General features: G+C 69.4%; 21 protein-coding genes and 1 tRNA gene. 9 read left to right on the top strand and 13 right to left on the bottom strand.

The window, feature by feature from the left end:
• Window positions 1-83: 83 nt before the first annotated feature.
• From NE236_RS34495 to NE236_RS34485, 3 genes are all read right to left on the bottom strand, one after another.
• Entirely contained in the window at window positions 84-599 is a 516-nt protein-coding gene (locus NE236_RS34495; protein WP_252846430.1) for a hypothetical protein, read from the bottom strand.
• A gap of 470 nt (window positions 600-1069) precedes the next feature.
• Entirely contained in the window at window positions 1070-1642 is a 573-nt protein-coding gene (locus NE236_RS34490; protein ID WP_252846429.1) for a hypothetical protein, read from the bottom strand.
• Complete coding sequence (locus NE236_RS34485) at window positions 1635-2204, bottom strand: RNA polymerase sigma factor (RefSeq protein ID WP_252846428.1); 570 nt, start codon at window positions 2202-2204, stop codon at window positions 1635-1637. Before NE236_RS34485 ends, NE236_RS34490 begins: the two co-directional genes overlap by 8 nt.
• A gap of 236 nt (window positions 2205-2440) precedes the next feature.
• On the opposite strand from NE236_RS34485, the gene NE236_RS34480 reads away from it, so the two are divergent.
• On the top strand, window positions 2441-3046 hold the full coding sequence (locus NE236_RS34480) for a hypothetical protein (RefSeq protein WP_252846427.1): 606 nt from the start codon (window positions 2441-2443) through the stop codon (window positions 3044-3046).
• Between the two features lie 90 nt (window positions 3047-3136).
• Here NE236_RS34480 and NE236_RS34475 read toward each other — a convergent pair whose 3' ends face one another.
• The 3 genes from NE236_RS34475 to NE236_RS44025 all read right to left on the bottom strand — a co-directional run bounded on the left by NE236_RS34475 (window position 3137) and on the right by NE236_RS44025 (window position 4485).
• Complete coding sequence (locus NE236_RS34475; protein ID WP_252846426.1) at window positions 3137-3604, bottom strand: SDR family oxidoreductase; 468 nt, start codon at window positions 3602-3604, stop codon at window positions 3137-3139.
• Between the two features lie 183 nt (window positions 3605-3787).
• The gene (locus tag NE236_RS34470; protein WP_252846425.1) at window positions 3788-4336 is read right to left on the bottom strand and encodes a hypothetical protein; all 549 of its coding nucleotides are present in this window, start codon (window positions 4334-4336) and stop codon (window positions 3788-3790) included.
• A 14-nt stretch (window positions 4337-4350) separates the two neighbouring features.
• The gene (locus NE236_RS44025) at window positions 4351-4485 is read right to left on the bottom strand and encodes a hypothetical protein (RefSeq protein WP_289851250.1); all 135 of its coding nucleotides are present in this window, start codon (window positions 4483-4485) and stop codon (window positions 4351-4353) included.
• Here NE236_RS44025 and NE236_RS34465 point away from each other — a divergent pair.
• Together NE236_RS34465 and NE236_RS34460 are read left to right on the top strand one after the other, a co-directional pair.
• Window positions 4484-5347: a sigma factor-like helix-turn-helix DNA-binding protein gene (locus tag NE236_RS34465; RefSeq protein ID WP_252846424.1), complete on the top strand. Its 864-nt coding sequence runs from the start codon at window positions 4484-4486 to the stop codon at window positions 5345-5347. The genes NE236_RS44025 and NE236_RS34465 overlap by 2 nt on opposite strands.
• Window positions 5348-6310 (top strand): protein phosphatase 2C domain-containing protein, encoded by a 963-nt coding sequence (locus NE236_RS34460; protein WP_308209192.1) that lies wholly within the window; start codon window positions 5348-5350, stop codon window positions 6308-6310.
• Here NE236_RS34460 and NE236_RS34455 read toward each other — a convergent pair.
• A tRNA-Arg gene (locus NE236_RS34455) sits at window positions 6269-6341 on the bottom strand. The genes NE236_RS34460 and NE236_RS34455 overlap by 42 nt on opposite strands.
• A gap of 175 nt (window positions 6342-6516) precedes the next feature.
• Complete coding sequence (locus tag NE236_RS34450) at window positions 6517-6801, bottom strand: hypothetical protein (protein WP_252846423.1); 285 nt, start codon at window positions 6799-6801, stop codon at window positions 6517-6519.
• On the opposite strand from NE236_RS34450, the gene NE236_RS34445 reads away from it, so the two are divergent.
• Window positions 6800-7036, top strand: coding sequence for a hypothetical protein (locus tag NE236_RS34445; RefSeq protein WP_252846422.1), 237 nt, complete (start codon window positions 6800-6802; stop codon window positions 7034-7036). The genes NE236_RS34450 and NE236_RS34445 overlap by 2 nt on opposite strands.
• A gap of 208 nt (window positions 7037-7244) precedes the next feature.
• A complete protein-coding gene (locus tag NE236_RS34440) occupies window positions 7245-8378 on the top strand; it encodes a LuxR C-terminal-related transcriptional regulator (RefSeq protein ID WP_252846421.1) in 1134 nt (377 codons plus the stop codon).
• Window positions 8379-8515: 137 nt separating this feature from the next.
• Here NE236_RS34440 and NE236_RS34435 read toward each other — a convergent pair whose 3' ends face one another.
• Both NE236_RS34435 and NE236_RS34430 read right to left on the bottom strand, forming a co-directional pair.
• Window positions 8516-10531 (bottom strand): zinc ribbon domain-containing protein, encoded by a 2016-nt coding sequence (locus NE236_RS34435; RefSeq protein WP_252846420.1) that lies wholly within the window; start codon window positions 10529-10531, stop codon window positions 8516-8518.
• The gene (locus tag NE236_RS34430) at window positions 10524-10913 is read right to left on the bottom strand and encodes a hypothetical protein (protein ID WP_252846419.1); all 390 of its coding nucleotides are present in this window, start codon (window positions 10911-10913) and stop codon (window positions 10524-10526) included. Before NE236_RS34430 ends, NE236_RS34435 begins: the two co-directional genes overlap by 8 nt.
• 270 nt (window positions 10914-11183) lie before the next feature.
• Between NE236_RS34430 and NE236_RS34425 the strand changes: the two genes are divergently transcribed.
• Both NE236_RS34425 and NE236_RS34420 read left to right on the top strand, forming a co-directional pair.
• Window positions 11184-12296 (top strand): glycerophosphodiester phosphodiesterase, encoded by a 1113-nt coding sequence (locus NE236_RS34425; RefSeq protein ID WP_252846418.1) that lies wholly within the window; start codon window positions 11184-11186, stop codon window positions 12294-12296.
• 288 nt (window positions 12297-12584) lie between these two features.
• Window positions 12585-13793: an RNA polymerase sigma factor gene (locus NE236_RS34420; protein ID WP_252846417.1), complete on the top strand. Its 1209-nt coding sequence runs from the start codon at window positions 12585-12587 to the stop codon at window positions 13791-13793.
• Between the two features lie 24 nt (window positions 13794-13817).
• Here the strand turns inward: NE236_RS34420 and NE236_RS34415 are convergent, their stop codons facing one another.
• Window positions 13818-14507, bottom strand: a complete 690-nt coding sequence (locus NE236_RS34415; RefSeq protein WP_252846416.1) for a hypothetical protein — start codon at window positions 14505-14507, stop codon at window positions 13818-13820.
• Between the two features lie 584 nt (window positions 14508-15091).
• Here NE236_RS34415 and NE236_RS34410 point away from each other — a divergent pair.
• Entirely contained in the window at window positions 15092-15922 is an 831-nt protein-coding gene (locus NE236_RS34410) for a cyanophycinase (protein ID WP_252846415.1), read from the top strand.
• Between the two features lie 3 nt (window positions 15923-15925).
• On the top strand, window positions 15926-18580 hold the full coding sequence (gene cphA / locus NE236_RS34405; RefSeq protein ID WP_252846414.1) for a cyanophycin synthetase: 2655 nt from the start codon (window positions 15926-15928) through the stop codon (window positions 18578-18580).
• Between the two features lie 98 nt (window positions 18581-18678).
• On the opposite strand, the gene NE236_RS34400 is transcribed toward cphA, so the two are convergent.
• Complete coding sequence (locus NE236_RS34400) at window positions 18679-19284, bottom strand: response regulator transcription factor (RefSeq protein WP_252846413.1); 606 nt, start codon at window positions 19282-19284, stop codon at window positions 18679-18681.
• 168 nt (window positions 19285-19452) lie between these two features.
• Window positions 19453-20592: a C40 family peptidase gene (locus tag NE236_RS34395; RefSeq protein WP_252846412.1), complete on the bottom strand. Its 1140-nt coding sequence runs from the start codon at window positions 20590-20592 to the stop codon at window positions 19453-19455.
• Window positions 20593-20816 lie beyond the last annotated feature (224 nt).

Genomic DNA, 20816 nt, shown 5'->3' with positions numbered 1-20816 from the left:
ACGATCGGATCGAGACCGCCACGTGAACAGGGCCTTCGCGGCGACGGCATCGCTGCGAAGGCCCTGTTCATCAGGAGGGGTTGTCAGAAGGAGACGGCGACCAGGGCGATGGCTGAGCCGGCGAAGACCACCGTGTTGCGGATGTAGGTCTGGGCTCGCACCCAGTGGGGGAAGGCGTTCTCGGCGGCCTTGAGGAACGGCGTGACCTCGACGCGGGCCAGTTCCGGGTCGCCCTTGCGGCGGAAGGCGGCCCGCACCGACTTCACCGCGGTGAGGTTGCTGTAGACGATCCCGGCGTTCATCAGCAGGGTGAGCGAGGAGAAGATCCAGGTCATCAGCGGGGCCAGACCGGTGTCGGCGAAGTTCAGGGCGGCGGTCGCGGCCATGATCGCGGCGACGGTGGCCGGAGCGGCGGTCTCGTGGCCTCCGGCGTCGAAGCGGAGCTTGTTCTCCTCCAGCACCTCCGGGCGGACGTTCTGGCGGCGCAGCTCGGCGACCGCTGCAGCCTTGGCGGCGGCGCCGTAGCGGTGGCGGACGACCGGGATGCTGACGAAGGCGACGGCGACGAGCAGCTGCATGACGGCGGCGAGGATGTTCATCCGGAGGGCTCCACTTCGACTTGCACTTAGTTCAACTGGCCGACAGGAAGAACGCTAACCGCGACTTGAACACTGTGCAAGTCCTTCCTTGAACTTTGTGCAAGCCGCTGCGTACGGTGACGGCATGCCACGCGACACCCTCACCCGGGACCAGATCGTCCGCGCCGCACCGGCTCGTACTGTGCGATTGACCTTCTACTGAATGTTGATCACGTGCGCTGGTGTCTGCTGGTATTGCTGTCATCGCTGCTGTCATCTCTGGCCCCTCCCACCAGGCCCTTAAATAAAAACCAGCCGCTCACCCGATAGATGGGTGAACGGCTGGCGGTTCGGGGTCGCGGCATCCACAACGGATGCCGCGCGGTGTCGTTGGGACGCAGACCTACGCGAGGACCACGCCATACTCGTGACCCGCGTGGGCCCGAGCCCTGGCCGCGTCGATCACCGTCTCCACGATGAGCTCAACGGCGTCAGTGAGTCGTGCAGAGGGGAATCTCGACGGTGTTGCGGGTCCGTACGCCTGGAAGCCATCCCGTCACGCCGCTGTGCGGAAGGGTGACGTGGTACCAGCGGGTGGAGGATACCCCGGCCTCGTCGGTGACCGGATCGGCGTCGGCGGTCACACAGTCGGCGTGGACGACGTCGCCGTGCCAGACGCGGGCCACCGTGATGCTGCCTTTTACGCGTGAGATGTCTCTGATGGAGATGCCGCATTCGATCGTATGCAGGCTCTGGCAGGGACGTTCGGCGTTGTAGACGGTCAAGTCCGCCGGCAGGGCACCGGCGGTCACCGGGCGTACAGACCGCTCGGTGTGGCGGCCGAACTTCGTGCCTGCGGCGAAGGATCCGCCGGCCAGCACCGCGGCGGCGATCGCCGCCGCAACCGGCTGCCATCTGCTCCATCGGCGAGCTCGCCACCGGTCACCGGCCCCGGTCGTGCCCATCACGCGGTCATTCAGACCCGGCGGGATCCGGATCGAGGAGTCCGCGCGCCGCAGCAGGTCCCGCAGTTCGTCCTGCTCACTGCCGGCCTGCTCATCCATCACCATCCCGCCCCTCTCGTCCGGTACCAGTGGTCAAGGACGATCGCAGGGCCAACAACGCGCGTGCTCTTGCTCGGGAGACCGTACCTCGATGCACGCCCAGGATGTCGGCCGCCTCATCGATGGTGTAGCCGTCGAGATCCACCAGCAGAACCGCGGCCGCCTGCTTCGCCGACAACCCGCTCAGCAACTCGACCGCTTCCAGCTCGGCCTCCCTGTGGCCGATGCCACCGTCCCATGACCCGATCTCGTCACCGGTCAGAGGCACGAGGGCCTGTCGGCGATCACGGCGCCATTCGTCACGGATCACGCTGACCATCGCCGCGAAGGCATAAGCGTAGGGCTCCGGATGGTCCAGCAGCCGCCGTGGACGGGACGACAGCTTCAGATACGCCTCGTGGACCGCGTCCTCGGCACCCGATCGTCCAGCCAGCAGCGCCGCTCGCCGGTACAACCGAGGCAGCAGGGCACAGAACACCTCATGGAAATCCTCGCCGGCAGGGGAGCCGCCCCCCTGAGTGCGCATCGCCCCCGACCACCCATACTGTTCGTCTGCCCGCATCCCGCGACTCCGGCGGAGATTACCGTCACGCAGGCCCCAGTGGGAAACAAGAAGATCGACCACATGTGGCCGAATCTGTCAGGACGCCGTGGCACGGCTCGCCGGATGGCTTGAGCCGATCCATGAGTGTGACGTACCTCACCCCCGTGGAGATCATACGGAGGCCCTGGCTGTCTCGTGTGCTGGATGACGTCGCACCGATGCGGCGAAACCCCGGGTCCTTCATGGAGGAGAGCATGGCCAAGATCCGACCGTTCATGTCCGTCAGGAAGACTTCCGCCCTTGTGATCGGCGTGGGAACTCTCCTCGCTACGGTTGCCATCATCGGCACAGCGCCGACCGCGACGGCATCGGTGCCGTGCAAATCGGGCGGGACCAGCCCCGAATGGCAAGATGCCGCGAAGTGGAATGACGGCAGCGACGGCAGTCCCAAGGGGTACCAACTACGGTTCACCAACAAATGCCTGTTCCGTGGCCAAACGTTCTCCTGGTCCCTGGATAACGGCAAGACGGCGACCCTCGACTTCCAGGACGACGGCAATGTCGTGCTCTATGAGGGGCAGGACGGCAATACGAACGATGCCGTATGGACTACGGGCACCAACGGCGACCCGAAGGGTTTCGCGTCGGTACTCTCCGTCCAGACAGACGGAAACATGGTGCTGTACGACCTCAACGACAACCCGCTCTGGGCCAGCGGCACCTGGGGCTGTGACAACGAGCCCCAAACCGTCCTGGCGCTGCAAGCGGACGGGAACATGGTCATCTACACGGTCGACAACTTCAACAATGGCTGGTGGCCCAAGTGGGACGCCTGGGGCAACCTGAACGGCTGTCACTGACCGGTCATGGACAGCGGTGGACGGCGATCAGCGCCGCCGGTCGGAGCACCAGGACCGGACTCGTCTGCGTACTGTCCAGGGGGCTGCGATCTATTTCGGCGTGGCGCGTAGCGACAGCTCAACCGGGTGCACGTCGCCCTGCGCTTCGAGCGCGTTGACGACGAAAGCGGCAACCGAGCACGGGCGGAGGGCGGCATCCGGGTCGTACGGCTGCCCGAACTCGGTACTAACCCGTTCCAGCAGGTCGGTCGCGGTCCCGCCGGGATACACGGTCGTGACGCGCAGTCCGTTCGGCCTCTCCTCCTCGCGCAGCGAGTCGGCCGGCTCGCGCAGGGCAGCCTCGGAACGCCGACCGTTCGGGCGCCAGAGACGATCAAGGGCCTTCCCCTGTGTTCGGTGGGGAAGGCCCTGATCATGGGGCGGAGGCTCGGGGATTTGAACCCCGGATGGACGGTAAGCCCAAGCCGCATTAGCAGTTAGTCCAACGACCTTCCGCCGTTCATCGCCAAGATCCGTCGACGTCTGCGTCTGCGTCTGCGTCTGCGTCTGCGTCTGCACAGGTGAGCAGGCATATCTCGAAACGTCGGCGGACCTTGGCGTACGTCAACGACTGTTATTTGATCTCGGCCACAAATGAGACCAGTTCTGGGACCACCCGCGTGTCTGGCAGAGACCGCCTGGGGCCTACTCATTCCCCTTTAGATGGCCGCGGACCCGTCCGGGAGTCTGCAGCACCGCTGCTCATTGCTCGCGCCCCTTGTGGGTCTTCGTGGCTTTGCCGGACGGGGTCGTGCAGGGCGCCTCGCCGGTCGCGCCGCAGCGCGGGCACGCGGCGGGCGCCGTGGCCGGCTCGGTGGCCGGCTCGGTGGCCGGTTCCGTGGCCGGTTCCGTGGCCGGCTCGGTGGCCGGTTCCGTGGCCGGTTCCGTGGCCGGCTCGGTGGCCGGTTCCGTGGCCGGTTCCGTGGCCGGCTCGGTGGCCGGCTCGGTGGCCGGCTCGGTGGCCGGCTCGGTGGCCGGCTCGGTGGCCGGTTCCGTGGCCGGTTCCGTGGCCGGCTCGGTGGCCGGCTCGGTGGCCGGTTCCGTGGCCGGCTCGGTGGCCGGTTCGGGCTCCGGCGCCTCGTGGGCCGTGGACACCGCGAGCCTCTTGTCATCGCGGTTCTGCTTGTGCCTTGCGCTGTCGCGCTGCGCCGGGGCGGGGTCGGCCGCTCCGTCGAGCGGGTAGCCGGTCGAGCGGGGGTCGCGTCCCTTTTTCTGTTGGATGTACGCCTTGACGCGGTCGATGATCTTCACGGTTGGGGGGCTCCTTAGCGTCGGGTACCGGGCCGCGAGGGCAGGCTGGACACGGTCTCTCGGATCGCGTCGGTGCGTTCGGCGTCGACCTGGTCACGCTCCTCGAAGGTCATCAGATCGTAGGGCAGGCCGCGGCTGTACTCGCCCATGAGGACCTGGATCTACTCCCGACTCCACGAGGTCGACCGCATCGCGGCCACCAAAGACCCGTTCGTGCTGCTCCGCCTCGCCACCGAACGCCTCGCCACCGCGCAGCAGGAAGTCACCGAGCTGGCACGGCTACGGCGGCGGGTCATCCAGGATCTGCACAGTCAGGGCCTGTCGTACGCCCAGATCGCCAAGCAGGCCGGTCTCAGCCGGGGCCGCATTCACCAGATCCGCCACACCGGTCCAGCACCGGAAGGGGCCTTTCTCGGCACGGGTGCGGTGACGGTGGTGACTCCCCTTCGGCCTGACGCCGCCAGTGACCGGACCCTGGTGACCCTCGATGACCTGACCACCGGCAAGCGGCTGGAAGATCTCGCGCGGTCGTTCGACCTGGAAGTCTCCTCTGAGCATGTCGGAGTCAATGGGGAGATCGACCTGAACCGGCCTGGCCTGCTGGTCATCTGCGGCCCACGCATGTCCAAGCCCGTGCGCGAGACGTATGAGAAAGATCCGGTACTGCGTTGGCAACGGTCACCGGAGGGCCGGTGGACGCTGTACGACTCGCGAGCGGACAAGACACTGCGGGCGGGGACGGACGCCGATCCGTCGCAGTCGCATGACATCGGATACCTCGGCAGGCTCCCCCGGCCGGACGGAAAGGGCACCGTATTGCTGATCGCTGGTGTCCATCCGCCCGGTTCGATCGGTGTCGTGCATCTGCTCACCACCGAGATCGCCACACTGTGGGGCCAGGTTGGTGACCAGCCGTTCTCCGTCGTCGTGGGCGTCGACTACGATCCCGACACCCACGAACCGGGCAATGTAGAACTATTGACGCCGCTCTATCGGCACGAGGACCTGTAAATGCGCGTCTGGCTCGCCTCGGCTCCCGGATCGACCGAACGACTGAACGAGGACTTCGTCGCCGCATCAAATGACGTGGTCGTTCTCTTGGACGGTGCGGGCACGCCTACCGGAACCGAGTCCGGGTGTTCCCATGGTGTCGCCTGGTACGCGCGCCAACTCGGTGCACAACTCCTCATCGAAGCGAGCGTCACGCCCCGCCGGCCGCTCACCGAAGCGCTCGCGGTCGGGATCAACCGGGTACGTGACATGCACGCTGACACCTGCGACCTCACCCACCCTGGCACCCCGTCCGCGACGGCGATCGCCGTACGGCGAAACGGACGTGACCTGGAATACCTGGTGCTGGCGGACTCAGTCCTGGTGCTCGATGTCCTCGACGGTGCTCCCACCGTCGTGACCGATGACCGCCTTGCACAGACCAGCCGAACCCTGCGCTCCGAGATGGACGCCCTGCCCACCGGAAGCCCTGAACACGCCAAAGCACTCCGCTCCTACACCGAATCCCTCGCCTCCTACCGCAACACCGAAGGAGGCTTCTGGGTCGCCAACACCGACCCGGCTGCCGCGACGCACGCGTTGACCGGATCGCTTCCGGCCGACACCGTGCGGGCCGCCGCCCTGCTCAGCGACGGCGCAAGCCGCCTAGTCGACCGCTTCGGCCTCACCGACTGGACCGACACGCTCAAGCTTCTCGGGGAAGAGGGACCGGCCGAGCTGATCCGCCGGGTCCGCGTGGCTGAGGACAGCGACCCTCACGGCGAACGCTGGCCACGCGGCAAAGCAAACGACGACGCGTCGGCCGCATACTGCTGGCTCTCCGGGATCCGTTCGGATCCTGAGCCAGTGGCTCCCAGCGTGGCTCCCACGGCCAAAAGCAAAGGCCCGTTCCTTGAACTGGAACGGGCCTTTGATCTGGTGCGCAGCCGGAGGGATTCGAACCCCCAACCTTCTGATCCGTAGTCAGATGCTCTATCCGTTGAGCTACGGCTGCTGGCGTGCAAGAGTGTACGGGACTTGACCTCAGCGCGCGAATCGAATGTCTTCCGCCACATCGGGCTGCGGGCGGGGACGGCCAGGCCGGGGCGTCTGCTCCGGAGGTCGCCGGCGCTAGGTGAGGCGGTGCATCCGGCGTCGTGCGCCGCGCGTGGCGCCGGGTCCGGCGGTCCTCATGTGCCGCAGTTGCCGCGGACCGGCTGCTGCGTTCCGGTGTCGACGTCGACATCGGGGATGTAGCCGCCGTCGATCCTGTCCCAGAGGGTGCTCTGGTGGCCGGTGGGTCCCGCGACCAGGCCGCCTTGGACGGTGCAGTAGATCCGGACTCTCGTTCCCCGGACCAGCCGGGCGGTCACCGGCGTGTTGAGCCACTGCCCCGCGTGCACCAGGGCCGCGGTGTACCCCGCCGGGACCATGATCGCCCCGATGGCGGGCAGCGGGCTGTTGCCCACCGGCATGGCCGGGGACGAGGCGGGTGACGAGATGGGTGATGAGACCGGGGAGGAGACCGGAGAGGAGACCGGTGACGAGGGAGGGGAAGGCGACAAGGGTGATGGCGGTGAGGTTATGGATACCGGCGCCGGCATCTGGGCCGGCGCCGAGCCCGACCCTGAGCCCGATCCTGAGGTGACGGTCGCGATCAGGCTGATGATCCCGCCGATGACGGATGCGATACCGCCGGTAAGCCAGTAGGACCGATAGGGATGCCTTCTGTGGTCGTGAGACGGCGGCTGTTCGGTTTGCGTGCTCCCCGTCGACTGAGCCATACGACATGCCTCTTTCCAGCAATCCGCGCAAGAGAGATCGTTTACTGATCGCCCCCCCCATTGAGATCGATGGTAGGTCGGCGAGAGAAAGAGAAAAATCCCAGATTTCTGGGATAGCCCACTACGATGTCACCGTGGCCAAATCACGTCCAGGTCGACCATTCGCTGATTCGGTCCGGAGATTCGAGTTCGAACTTCGGTCCGATATCGGGGCCGTCGAGGTCATCGATCGGGCCGTCGGGGCGCTGGCGGAGGTCATGCCGGCCGACGTGTGGTGCGGAGTCCTGCTCGATCCGTCGACGATGCTGGACACCGGCGGTCAGCACGCGCACGGCTTCCCGCCGGAGTACATGGACCGTCTCTTCCAGATCGAGCACGTCGAGCAGGACGACGTCGACAACATTCGCGCGCTGGCCGAGCGGGCCGCCCGGGTCAGCCTGCTCAGCGAGTCCACGCACCACGATCTGCCGGCGAGCAAGTACTACCGGGAGATCCTCGAACCGCTGGGGCTCGCGGACGAACTGCGGGTGATGCTCCGTGACGGCGACCGGGTCTGGGGTCTTCTGGTCCTGTGCCGGGGCGAGGACAGCCGGCCGTTCGACGCCGGTGACACGGCTCTGGCGGAGGCCATCAGCAGGCCCGCCTCGGACGCGCTGCGGCGTTCGCTGCTGCTGACGGGCCTCGACCGTGGGGACCTTCCCGACGCTCCCGGGCTGATCATGCTCGATGCCGACCTCCGGGTCCGGTCGCTCTCGGACACCGCCCGGCACTGGGTCGGTCACCTCCAGGAGAGCGGATCGGCCACCGACAGGACCTGCCCCTACGCTGTTCAGGCGCTGGCCACCCGCGCCCGCACGGCGACGCCCGGCACCCCGGTGCGGTCCCGTGCCCCCATCGGCTCGGGCCGCTGGCTCACATTGCACGCCTGGACGGTCGACCAGGGCGGCGAGCCCGCGACCGCCGTTTCCATCGCGCCCGCGGAGGCGAGAGATCTCACGGCCATCGTCCTCGACGTCTACGGATTGTCCGTCCGCGAACGCCAGATAACCCAACATGTGCTCCGGGGCAGATCGACCAATGAGATCGCGCGGCGCCTGCACCTTTCTCCGTACACGGTGCAGGATCACTTGAAATCAGTTTTCGACAAAGCGGGTGTGCGAAGCCGCCGGGAACTCACCGCCAATCTCTTCTTCCGACACTACTTTCCCCAGCTCGCGGATCCTCCTTTGTCGACGGACGGCAGGCTCATCAACGGCGTGGATGGCTGACGGCTTTCACGGCACGATGAAAGGGCAGCCGTGGTTCGGGCCGGCGTGCGACGAGAACGTACGGCTGGTTCCGGACGGCTTCCCGTAAGGGAGAGGTCTCCCCGGCGTCATTTCACGGAAGTAGCGTCTCTGATTAGCTAAGCGATCCTTGGTCCGGTTGTGGTTTCGGGTTGGGGATCTGCCCACCGGGGTGGGGTGGCGTGGGCGTGCAGGTGGAAGCCCGCGCCCAGCGCCGCCCCCCTGGGCCGGTGCCGCGACCGGTGCCGGCGGGTGGTGGGGGTATTTGAGCTGATCGTGTGCACGCCCTGGTACCGGCAGGCCGCCCGAGGCGGCTTGTGGTCCGTGTGAGCGTGTCCCTCCGGACGCTGACCCGCCGGCCTTTGGGGGCCGGGGGTGGAGGGTGCCCTGCGTCGCCTGGGCGCGGGGCGTGGAGTTCGGCGCGGGGTGGGTCCGGTCTTGGACCGCTCACCCCGGCTGACCTGAGGACTTGCGGTCGGGGTGACGACCGCGCCGGTTTCGAGCTTGTCGATGACGCGGGGGATGGCCATCTGGCCGGTGCCGCGGTCGACGACGATGGTGTTGTTTTGGTGGGTCAGCCCGCGGGCGGCGATGCGGCGCCACGCGCCGTGGTCGCGGTCGCCTTGCCAGCCACAGTGCGGGTCGGGGCAGTATGCCCATTTCCATCCGGGTGTGGTGGGGCGGTCGGGTGCTTTGCAGTGCCGCAAGGGGACCAGGCACTGTGGGCAGTGCTTGGATGTGTTGCGGGCGGGGACGGTGACGACGGCGATGCCGGTCTCGGCGGCCAGGTGCCGCATCCGTTCGAGGATCTGTCCGCGTACGGTCTGGGACAGGCGGGTGTTCATCGTGCGGCCCATGCCTTTGGCCTCCATGGACCGCAGGTCCTCCACATAGATCACCGTCGCGCCGGCGGCGATGGCCTGGTCCACCGCCCACCGCGCGGCCGACCATGCCAGTGCGTCGTTCAGGCCTGAGCGGCGGTCGGCCACGTGCCGGCGTTCGGCCGTCAGCACGGCGTGTTTGGCGGCCAGGGCGTGGTCGGGGGTGCCGCCGATGAGGTGGGTGTAGGTGTCGGTTTTGGCGTGCAGGTGTTCGCCGTGGCGGCGCAGCCGGTGCTGGCGGGCCATCACCCCACCGGCCCTAAACATCGCCCCCGCCCCCAGCGCAGTGATCGTGCCATCGGGATACAACCGGCAGGCCCCGGCACTGAGCAGGGTGTTCAGACCCCAGTCCACGCTCAACGCAATGGTGTGCCCGGTCCGGGCGGCTTTGGGGACGGCATGGGAGAACGCCAGGTCGGCGTGCACCCTGCCACCGCCCGGCCCGGTCGTGGGGCGCAGAGTGGGCAGGTGCAGCACCGCGCCGGGCGGGACGGTGGGCGGCAGCGTGATCGGGCAGGCCACCCAGGTCCAGTCGGCATACGAGCGCGGATCCGGGCGGGTCGGCAGTTGCAGCCGCAGCAGGGCCCTGGCCGGGTTGTCCTCGGCGCGTTCCAGGGTGGCCTGCTGGCGGTCCACCGCGGCCAGCACCAGCATCCGCGCCACGCGCGGCGCGTCCTCCAGGTCGAACACATCGACCGGAAGCCGCCCGCGCTCATCGCAGAAGGCGGCGATCTGCCTGGTGCGCGCTTTGATCACACTGGCGGGCAGGGACCGGCCGTCGGGGATCGCCTCACGGACGGCGGCCCACTCGGCCGGCGTGCGCTTGGCCGGGTCGGCGGGCCAGGTCGCCAGGAGGCCGCCGGTCAGTTCCGCCCGGTGCCGCGCCGATCGCAGGGTCCGCCCGGCCTGCTCCTGAGCCATCCGCACGATCCGGTCATTGACCTTGAACCCCTCAGGGACCCTCACGTCCCAGCCCAGCCTGCGCAACGCCATCCACGCGTTCGACGGTAAGACCCGACCCGCATCATCCACCCCGGCCGCCAGCACGGCCACATCACCGGCGTTCCAACGCCCAGCCAGCAGACCGGCGACCATCCCCGCGACCAAATCAGCGGCCCAGCCCACCCGCTCGGCCACCACCCGCGCCGTGAGAGCCTCTCCGGTCTTCTCATTCACCCCGCCACGCAAAAGCACGCGGGCGGCCGCGGTCCGGGCGGCCTGGCCTTCGGCGAGCGGGAGCTTACGGCTACTCATGCGACACGACCCGCCGGGCACTGCCCACTCTCGGCCGGCAGCCGCCTGCACGCCTGGCCCGACCGCATCCCGTACACCCGCCCCGCAAACATCGCCACCAAGGACGCGAAATCCACAGATCACCCCGGCCACAGGACCCGCCGGCGTGCAGCACCTCCAGCTCAACGCCATCCGCCGCGAACAGGCGCTTGAGCCAGCCCACCCCGAACCGGGCCAAACGGTCCTCACACCTCACCCGCACCACCCTCACGAACTCGCCCGTATCGGCCAGCGCGTCGGCGACGGTGCGCGCCAACCGATCCTCCGCCAGCAGCGCCGCGGTGATCTCACACGTGAGGTCGTTGAGCACGTCCAGATACCCGTCCGGGCGGGAGTCGTTCACCCCTCTTGCCGATACGTGACGAGACACGTACGCACAGTAGCGATCCGCATCGACATTCCGCTCGATGATTCGAAAATTCGAGCGAGATCAACCCGTCAGGGCGTCGGCCACCCACCGGCGAAGCGTCATCAGATGCACCCCGAACGCTCCGCCGCCTTCGACAAACACAGCAACTCCACGCCCCCACAGCGACCTACGTAACAGGCGTAACACTGGGAATCCCTAAGCAAACCGGTGAGCCTTCGCACGTTCCGACTCAGGAGGTATTCCATGTCCCGACGACCTCTCGCTGGCGGGCTGGCCCTTGCGACGGCGGGTACGGCGTTCGCCGTGGCGACCACGAGCAGCAGTGCCGCCGCTCCGGCGCACCAACGGGCGCGTGAGTCGATCGTGATCGCGCACCGTGGCGCCAGCGCGTACCGGCCGGAGGAGACGCTGCACGCGTACCAGCTCGCCGCCGAGATGGGCGCCGACTACATCGAGCCGGACGTCGTGACGACGAAGGATCACGTGCTCGTCGCCCGGCACGACAACTGGCTGGCCGACACGACCGACGTGGCGAGCCATCCGGAGTTCGCCGGCCTGAAGAAGACCAAGACGGTGGACGGCGTGCAGCGCACGGACTGGTTCACCGAGGATTTCACGATCGCACAACTGCGGACGCTGCGGACGAAGGAGCGGCTGCCGGACGTGCGGCCGGGGAGCAGCGCGTTCGACGGCCTGGACCCGATCCCGACGCTGGAGGAGGTGCTGGCGTTCGCGCGCGGCCACCACGTGGGCGTCTACCCGGAGACGAAGCACCCGACGTACTTCCGGTCGATCGGCCTGCCGCTGGAGGACGAGCTGCTGAAGGACCTGGCGAAGTACGGGTTCAAGGGCCGGAACGACAAGGTGTTCATCCAGTCGTTCGAGACGGCGAACCTGCGGGAGCTGCGCAAGAAGACGAGCATCCGCCTGATCCAGCTGATCGACACGCAGGGCAACCGGCCGTACGACTTCGTCGTGAACAAGGACCCGCGCTCGTACGACGATCTGGTCAAGCCGGACGGGCTGAAGTGGATCGCGGCGTACGCGGACGGCATCGGTCCGGCGATCTCGCGGATCATTCCGGTGGACGCGAACAACCACGCCGGTGCGCCGACGACGCTCGTACGGGACGCGCATCGGGCCGGTCTCGACGTGCATCCGTGGACGGTGCGGCCGGAGAACAACTTCCTGCCCGCCGAGTACCAGCAGGGCGACCCGAGCGCGCCGAACTTCAAGAGGGCCGAGGGTGACGCGTCGCGGTACCTCGCGGACCTGTACAGGCTGGGCGTCGACGGGATCTTCTCCGACGACTCGGCACTGGCCGTGTCGACCCGGCACCGGGTCTTCGGCCGCTGACCCGCCGCGGACGCCCCGTGCCCCACGGGGCGTCCGTCCGGTCGGTTCTCGTACTCGTCCTGGAGTTCGCGTTCGAGCTCCTGCTCCGCGGGGCTCATCGAATCCCCTTCGCGTAGGAGGATTGTTCCGTGAAGATCCTGTTTTCCCGAAACATGCCTAATCACGCCGTCCGTCCCAATCGATCCGCAGACCAGGTCACGGCTTTTGCGCTATTTCGTGTGATCTTGTGACCTATCCTTGACACTGGTGTAAACAGGAGTGCGCCGTCCAAATACGTGGAGCACGTGCATGGCAAGGTGGTCACGGTTCGCCCCCACCGCCGACAGGCGTCTCGTCAAGGCGCTGCACGAGGGGGACGAAGAGGCCCTCGCCACGCTCTACGACGTGTACGCCGAGCGGCTGTACGACTACTGTGCGGCGCTCCTCGACGATTCCAAGGCCGCCGCGGACGTCGTACACGACACCTTCATCGACGCGTCGCGCCGCGCCCCGCGTCTGCGCGAACGCGAGAGACTCCGCCCCTGGCTGTACGCCTCGGCGCGGCGGCGCTGCCTGCTCCGCAAGCGACCGGCCGCGATGGCGGCCGACGAGGCCTTCGCCCGGCTGGACTTCTTCCAGCGGGAGGTGCTCTTCCTCGTTCACCGCCACGATCTGACCGGCGAGGATCTGGCCGCGACGCTCGGCATCACGACACTGCGAGCCCAGCGGCGGCTGATCCGCGCCGACCGGCAGTTCCCCGAGGCCGAGAAGGTCGTGGACGCGGTGGCCGTACCGGAGCCGCCCGCCGCGCTCCGGCATCGGGTGCTGCACGCCGGCACCGATCCGGAGCTCGCCGGATACCGTACGGAGATCGCCGCGCGCGGCGGCGCCCTCACGGCCGAGGGGATGCCCCGTCAGCCGGACGCGCCGTCCCGGCTGGCGCGGCGCTGGGCGTTCGCGAGCGGCGGGTCGGTGGCGGCGCTGGCCACCGCCGTCGTCGTGCTGATGTTCATCGGCCCGAACATGCCGGTCCCGGATCTGGAGTGGCCCGGCCAGGGCAAGCCGCAGGCCAAGACGCCGTCCGCCCGGCCGCATCGGTCCGATGGGGCCACGACGACGCGGCCGCGGGCCTCTCGCCCGAGGTCCCAGCCGCCTCCCGGCAGTCTTCCCCAGCTGATCCCGTCGACAAGTCCGAAGCCGCCGAAGAAGTCGCCGAAGCCGCCCAAGGGCACGCTCGTGGTGTCGCCCGTCTCGGTCCACCTGCGCGCGGACACCAAGATCGCCGACATCCAGCTGTCCGCCAAGAACGGCAAGGTCGCCTGGAACGCGTCCAACGGCGATTCGAAGATCGTCCTGTCGAACGTGAGCGGCGCGATCCCGGCCGGTGAGCACGCCACGGTCCAGGTGATCCTGAACCGTCAGGGCATCACGCCCGCCGGTCAGACCGTGGTGACGGTGACCGACGGCGGAGGCCACTCCACCGCGGTCACCATCACCTGGGACCTGTCGCTGTTCTGATCACGGCGTGCCGTGCCGTGGTCCTCAGCCCAGGCCACCCGGAAGGGCGACGAGGTTCGAACCGCCCGCCCCGCCGCCGCCTCCGACCGCCCGCAGCACCGGCTGAGCGATCTCCTCCTCGACCGCGCGCCGCTGCACGAAGCCGTGGTAGAGCACACCCTTGGCGTTCACCCGGACCGCGTGGAAGTCGTGCGGGTCGAGGGAGCAGAACCCGGTCCGGACGACGTCCTGGAACAGCGTCTGCGAGACGATCAGCGCGACGTCCCGGTGCTGCTGGTCGGCGAGCACCCGGCGCAGGGGCTTGGCGTTCAGCAGCCGGCTGACGACGATGGGGGCGTCGCCCGCCGGGCCGAACGGCCCCGGCGTGAGAGTGCCGTGGTGCAGTGCGACGCGCAGCCGCAGCCGCCTGCCCCCGGTCCTCTCGCGGTTGAACTCGCCCAGGATGGTCTCGAGCTGGCGGGTGAAGTCCCCGACGACGAGGGAGACGTCGACGTCTTCGGGCAGCACCGCGAGCTCGCCATCGCCGCTGACCTGTTCGTACCAGAGGCTGCGGTCGAGGCCGACGTTCTGCGCGGCGAGGCTGAGGATGTTGCGCAGATCGGTCTGGGCGCGCAGCTGTCCCCGCGCGTCGCGCGTGCTGTATTTCTCGACGTCGACCGCCAGAAGAAGACGGTAGATAAGGCGAACGTCAGCATAAACGTCCGTGTGCGGCATGACACCTCCAAAGCAAACTGGGCTACGCGCCCCCATTCGCTCCACTTCGGAGAGAGTGTGCCTCTCGGAGGATGACCAGCGCCGCTCTTTTTCTTGCCTTCCCGGTGTCCTTCCGGCTCGTCGCGAATCCAGCAGCCCCTTAGACGTGGTGGGGGCAGCGAAAGATCCTGGAGGTAAGACAAAGCTTACCGATGAGATAGACGACCTGTCGGATCATGGGGAACACCGTGATGTTCCACCAGGTCAGCGAGATGGAGCCGACGACAGGGAGCGTCCGCCGGCCCCGGTAAGAGAGGCCCGTGACGGTCAGGGCGGCGAAGGGAGTTACGCATATCCTAGTTTTTGCGTCGTTTAGGTGAATTCTTCGCGACCCTACCGCTTGGCACCGACACCGACGGCGCACGCGAACTTCTCGCCCGCCCCCCACGGGTCCGACGGAATGGCACCAATCGCGTCGAAGAACCGGAGGATCGCGTCCCGGCCGCGCACGCCGCCCCCCTCGTGCACCCCGCCGCGCCCTGACCATCTTCTCCAAGCGCCGATCCGGTCGACTACTTGAAGTGACAATAGGGTAACTAGCTGTCGTGACCGACATAAGGGAGGAGCGCCCCCGCGATGGCCGGCTCCTGGTGATCGGCGGCGCGGAGAACCGCACCTGCGGCACCGGGCCCCTGGAGGAGTTCGTCGCCCTCGCCGGCGCGCGCGAGTCCCGCATCGTGGTGGTGACCACCGCCACCGAGATGCCCGAAGAGGTTGCCGCCGAGTACACCCGGGTGTTCCGCCGGCTCGGCGTCGCCTCCGTCACCGAACTGCGGCTCCCGCACCGCGCGGTCGCCGACAGCCAGGCGTCGCTCAGCGTGCTGCGGGAGGCGACCGGCGTCCTGTTCAGCGGCGGGGACCAGTCGCGCATCCGCAGCCTCGTGGGTTCGAAGGCCAACACCCTGCTGCGGCGACGGCTCAGCGGCGACGGGCTCGTCATCGCCGGTACGAGCGCGGGCGCCACCGCGATGGGCCGCTGGATGATCCTCGGCGGCGACGGGCACGAGGTCGCCGCCTCCGCCGTCCGGATCGGTCCCGGCCTCGGCCTGCTCGACAACGTGCTCATCGACATGCACTTCGCCGAACGCGGCCGGTTGCCCCGGCTCCTCAGCGGCATCGCGCTCGACACCGGGCGGCTGGGCGTCGGCATCGACGAGGACACCGCAATCGTGGTCCGCGACGGCCGCTTCGAGGTGATCGGCAGCGGTGTCGTGACCGTCGTCGACGCCGACCAGGCGACCGTCGGATACGCCGATTGCGACGACGATCCGATGGCCCTCTTCCAGGTCCGCCTGCATCTGCTCCCGGCCGGCTGCTGGTTCGACATGCGACAGCGCAGACCGTGGTTCGGCCCCGTACCCGCAGCGGAGGAGTGAACCGTGCACCTCGAGCATTTGCGCCGGCTCAACGGTCCCAACGTCTACGTCTCGCGACCGGTGGTCATCGCCCGGCTCGATTTAGGAGAACTGACCGAACGGGAGACCACGGACGTCCCCGGCTTCGCCGAGCGGCTGGTCTGCGCGCTTCCCGGCCTCGCCGACCACCACTGCTCCGCGGGCCGGCCCGGCGGGCTGCTGACCGCGATGGCCCGCGGCACGTACTTCGGGCACGTCACCGAGCACGTGACGCTCGAACTGTCCGCGATGATCGGCCGGGACGTCTGCTTCGGCCGTACGGTGTGGGCCGGAGCACCGGGACGCTACGACCTCATCCTCGAACGCCCCTGGGACGAGCCCGCCGAGACGCCGCTCGTCGGCGACCTCATCGACCTCGCCGTCCGTACGGTGACCGGTCTGGTCAACGACGGCGAGGCGGGCGGCGCCCTCGACGCCGAACTCGCCGCCCTCGCCTCGCTGCACGAGCGGACCCGCCTCGGCGTCAGCACCGCCGCCCTCGCCCACGCGGCCCGGCGGCGCGGCGTCCCCGTACGCCGGGTCGGCGACCTGAACCTGCTGCAGCTCGGGTACGGGCGGCACCGGCGCACGGTGTGGGCGGCGATGACCGACCGGACGTCCGCGATCGGCGTGGAGGCCGCGGGCGACAAGATGCTCACCAAGCGGCTCCTGGAGAGCGCCGGGCTGCCGGTGCCGGAGGGTCTCGTCGTGACGACCGTCGAGGAGGCGATCGCGGCGTACGAGGAGATCGGCGCCCCGGTCGTGGTCAAACCGCTGGCCGGCCACCACGGGGAGAGCGTGTGGATCGAGCTCGCGGACGCCGGTGAGGTGGCCGCCGCCTTCAGCGCGGCCTCCGCCGACGGAGACGCCGTGCTCGTGGAGACCTACGTCCCCGGCCGAGACCACCGGGTGCTCGTGGTCGGCGACCGCGTGGTCGCCGCCGCCGAGCTCAGCCCGGCCCGGGTGACCGGGGACGGGGTGTCCACCATCGCCGACCTGGTCGCCGCCGCGAACACCGACCCGGCGCGCGGCGAGGGCCACGGCCGCCCGCTCACCCGCCTCGCGCTCGGCGCCACGGAGCTGACCCACCTGGCACGCCGGGGCCTGAACCCGTCCTCCGTGCCGAACGCCGGCGAGGTCGTGACGCTGCGCCGCAACGCCAACCTGTCGACCGGCGGGACCAGCAAGGACGTCACCGACCACGTCCACCCCGACGTCGTACGGCTCTGCCGCCGCGTCGCGGCGACGGTCGGCCTCGACATCTGCGGCATCGACCTGCGCCTGCCGGACATCGCCGCCCCGCTGCCGCCCAACGCCGGCGCCTCCGGCGTCATCGAGGTGAACGCCTCGCCCGGCCTGCGCATGCACCTGGCGCCGTACGAGGGGCGGCCCCGCGACGTCGCCGCGGAGATCATCGATCGGCTGTATCCGCCCGGCACGTCCGGACGCGTGCCGATCGTGGCCGTCACCGGCACCAACGGCAAGACCACGACCGTACGGATGATCGCGCACCTGCTGGCGCAGGACGGACGGCGCATCGGGATGACCAGCACCGAGGGCGTGTACGTCGGCGGGGAGCTCATCTACCGGGCCGACGCCTCCGGCCCGCGCTCCGCCGCGATGGTGCTCGCGGACCGGACCGTCGACGCGGCGGTGCTCGAGACCGCGCGCGGCGGCATCGTACGGCGGGGGCTCGGCTACGACCGCGCCGACGTCGCCGTCCTGACCAACATCACCGACGACCATCTCGGCGTCGACGACATCACCACCGTCGACGACCTCGTGGAGATCAAGGCGCTGGTCGCCGAGGAGATCCGCCGTGGCGGTCACCTCGTGCTGAACGCCGACGACCCCCGGACCGCCGCGCTGGCCGACCGCCCGCGCGTACGGGACCGCGAGCCGGTCGTCCGCTACTTCGCCATGTCGGCGGCCGAACCACGCGTCGAGCGGCACCTGCGGGCGGGTGGCGTCGCGTACTTCGTCGAGGACGGCCTGCTGACCGAGGGGACGGCGGAGGAGAGGCTGGCGCTGCTGCCGGCCGCGGACGTCGCCGGGTCGTTCGGCGGGCTGGCCCGGCACGTCGTCGGCAACGCGCTGGCGGCCGCCGCGGCGGCCCGCGCCCTCGGCATGCGCGCCGACCTGGTGGCGCGGGGACTGCGGTCGTTCGAGCCGCACGACCTCAACCCGGGGCGCGGCTGCGCCTTCCGGATCGACGACCGGCCGGTCGTGGTCGACTACGCCCACAACCCGGCGGCCGTCGCCGCGGTCGGCGAACTCATGCGACGGGTCTGGCGGCGGGACGGCGTGGCGGCCGTGACCCTGCCCGGCGACCGCTGCGACGACCTGGTGATCGACACCGCCCGCGCGGTCGCCCGGTCCTTCGGGCGGGTGGTGGTGTACGAGGACGAGGACCTGCGGGGCAGGAGACCCGGCGAGATGTCCGGCCTGATCAGGCGGGGGCTCGTCGACGCCCGCCCCGACGTCCACGTCCACCCGGCGGGTGACCTCAAGGGCGCGGTCGGCATCGCGCTCGGCGTATCCGCACCCGGCGAGCCGATCCTGCTGCTGTACGAGAAGCTGCAGCCGGTGATGGACCTCCTGGACACGCTCGGCGCGACCTTGGTGCCGGGCGCGCTCTGACCGCGGGCCGATCGACCGGACCGCCCGCCGTGCTCACAGCCACGCGCGCTCACAGCCCACGCGGCTCACAGCCACGCGCGCTCACAGCCCACACGTGCTCACAGCCACGCGCGCTCGATGGCGATCCGGATCGCGTCGATCCGGTTGCGGGCCGCCGTCCTCGTGATCGCGCTCGACAGGTGGTTTCGTACGGTCTTCACGGACAGGGACAGCCGGGCGGCGATCTCCGCCGTCGTCGCGCCGTTCGCCGCGATGCGAAGGACCTCCAGCTCGCGGGGCGTCAGCGGGTTCTCCTCGACGGCGCGGGCAGTGGCCGCCAGCTCCGGGTCGATCACCGGCCGGCCCGCCGCGACCTGGCGGATGACGCGCGTCAGGACCTCGACCGGCGCCTGCCTGCTCAGCAGGCCGAGCGGGTCGACGGCCAGCGCGCGGCGGACGCCGACGGGGTCACCGCGGTCGGCCAGCATCACGACGGAACACTCGGCGGTCAGCTCGCGCAGGTGTGCCACGCCGATGGAGCCCACCGGCGGGGGCAGGTCGACATCGATGACGGCGACGGCGGGGCGCGACTCCGCGACCGCCGCCGCGAGACCGTCCCCGTCGCTCAGGTCGGCGACGACCCGGATATCGGGTTCACGGTCCAGACAGGCGGACAACCCTAACCGGAGCACGTGCACATGCTCGGCGACGAGCGTACGGATCACCGCGTGGCGCGTGTCGTTCCGCGGTGATGCCCATCGCCCGTGTCCGGGACATCGCTCCGAACCACGATCGTTTCCGTTCATGTTCGCCCCCACAGCAGCCGTGAACGCACTTTTCCCAGTACGTCGCAAATAAACCTTTGCAGTGCGGTAAGACCCGAGAGGCGCTGGTCAGGGCGCTCCCACCTGCCCGGTCGGCTTCTCCCCGCCGGCGGGCGAGCCCGCATGTCCGGTCGAGGAGACGCCGGGCGTCGGCTGAGAACGCGTGGGCGTCGACTGGACGCGCGCGGATGTCGGCTGGGAGCCGCCGGACGCCGTCCCTGAGCCGCTGTCCCGCGCCGACGCGCCGCTGGGTGCCGGCGAGCTGCTCGGTGCCGGCGAGCTGCTCGGTGCCGGCGATTCCGTCGGTGCTGAGCCGCTCGGTACCGGCGAACCCGCCGATGCTGAGCCGCTCGGCGCCGGCGAGCCGCTGGGGGCCGTGGGCATGGCCGTCACGGCCGACGCGGCGGCCGGTCCCGCCGGTGCGGATTCGGGAGCCCCCGAGGCGACCCCGGATCCGGCCGGAGCGACGGCGGCCCGGTGCGAGACCGCCGCGGACCGCGTCGGTACGGACGGCGAGCCGCCGGAGACGGCCGCCCGCCGACGTGGGACGGACGCCGAGCCGTTCGCGGCCGCCGACCGGGCCGGTACCGACAGCGAGCCCTCCCAGACCGCCGGCCGGGCCGATGCGGCCCCCGACCCGGGGGCCTGCCGTCGAGGACGGCCGGCGAGCGTCCGGACCCATCGGGGCCACGCCCGGTAGGCGGGGGCTCCGGGCCGGGCGGCACCGGCGAAGGCCCGTCGCCGCCAGCCGGTCAGGGAGCCGCGCTGGATCACCGTCCCCGTGTGCGGGGCATGGATGAAGTGCCCGTGTCCGACGTAGATGCCGACGTGGCTGGCGCCGGAGAAGAAGACCAGATCACCGGGGCGCAGGCTCCTGATCGGGACCTTGCGCCGGATGGTGTGGTACTGGATGTCGGCCCGGTGCGGCAGGCCGACGCCGCCTTTACGCCACGCGGCCATCGCCAGGCCGGAGCAGTCGTACGACCGCGGGCCGGCCCCGCCCCAGCGGTAGGGCTTGCCCATCTGCCGGTAGGCGAAGTGAACGGCCCGGCGGGCAGCGGCCTTCTGGGCGGCGATCCGGGCGAGGTAACGCTCATAGGCGTGCACGGCCAGCCGTTGCCCATGAGCCGTTCCCGACGCCGCGATCACCGCGTATCTCCGCTCCGTACGGGCCGACGCGTCCGACGGTGCGGACAAGGCGATCAGCACGCTGACACCGATGACCGGGTATCGCAGTAAAGCGGGGCGCGCCGCGCCGAGACGAAATCTTATGACCGGAGCGCAATCGTCGTATGGCGACTTCATCCACCATCCTCCAAATGGCAAGTGACCTACTCAGCAGCAGCACATACCCTGAAAGACGGGAGACGTACCATTACCCTTTTCGGCTCAATCCTCGCCATCCGGATCTCGACAGATTCGCGATAAGGAGA

Origin of the sequence: Actinoallomurus purpureus (assembly GCF_024055795.1) — a bacterium.
Taxonomy (GTDB): domain Bacteria; phylum Actinomycetota; class Actinomycetes; order Streptosporangiales; family Streptosporangiaceae; genus Actinoallomurus; species Actinoallomurus purpureus.
This window is presented reverse-complemented; position numbering and strand designations above follow the sequence as displayed.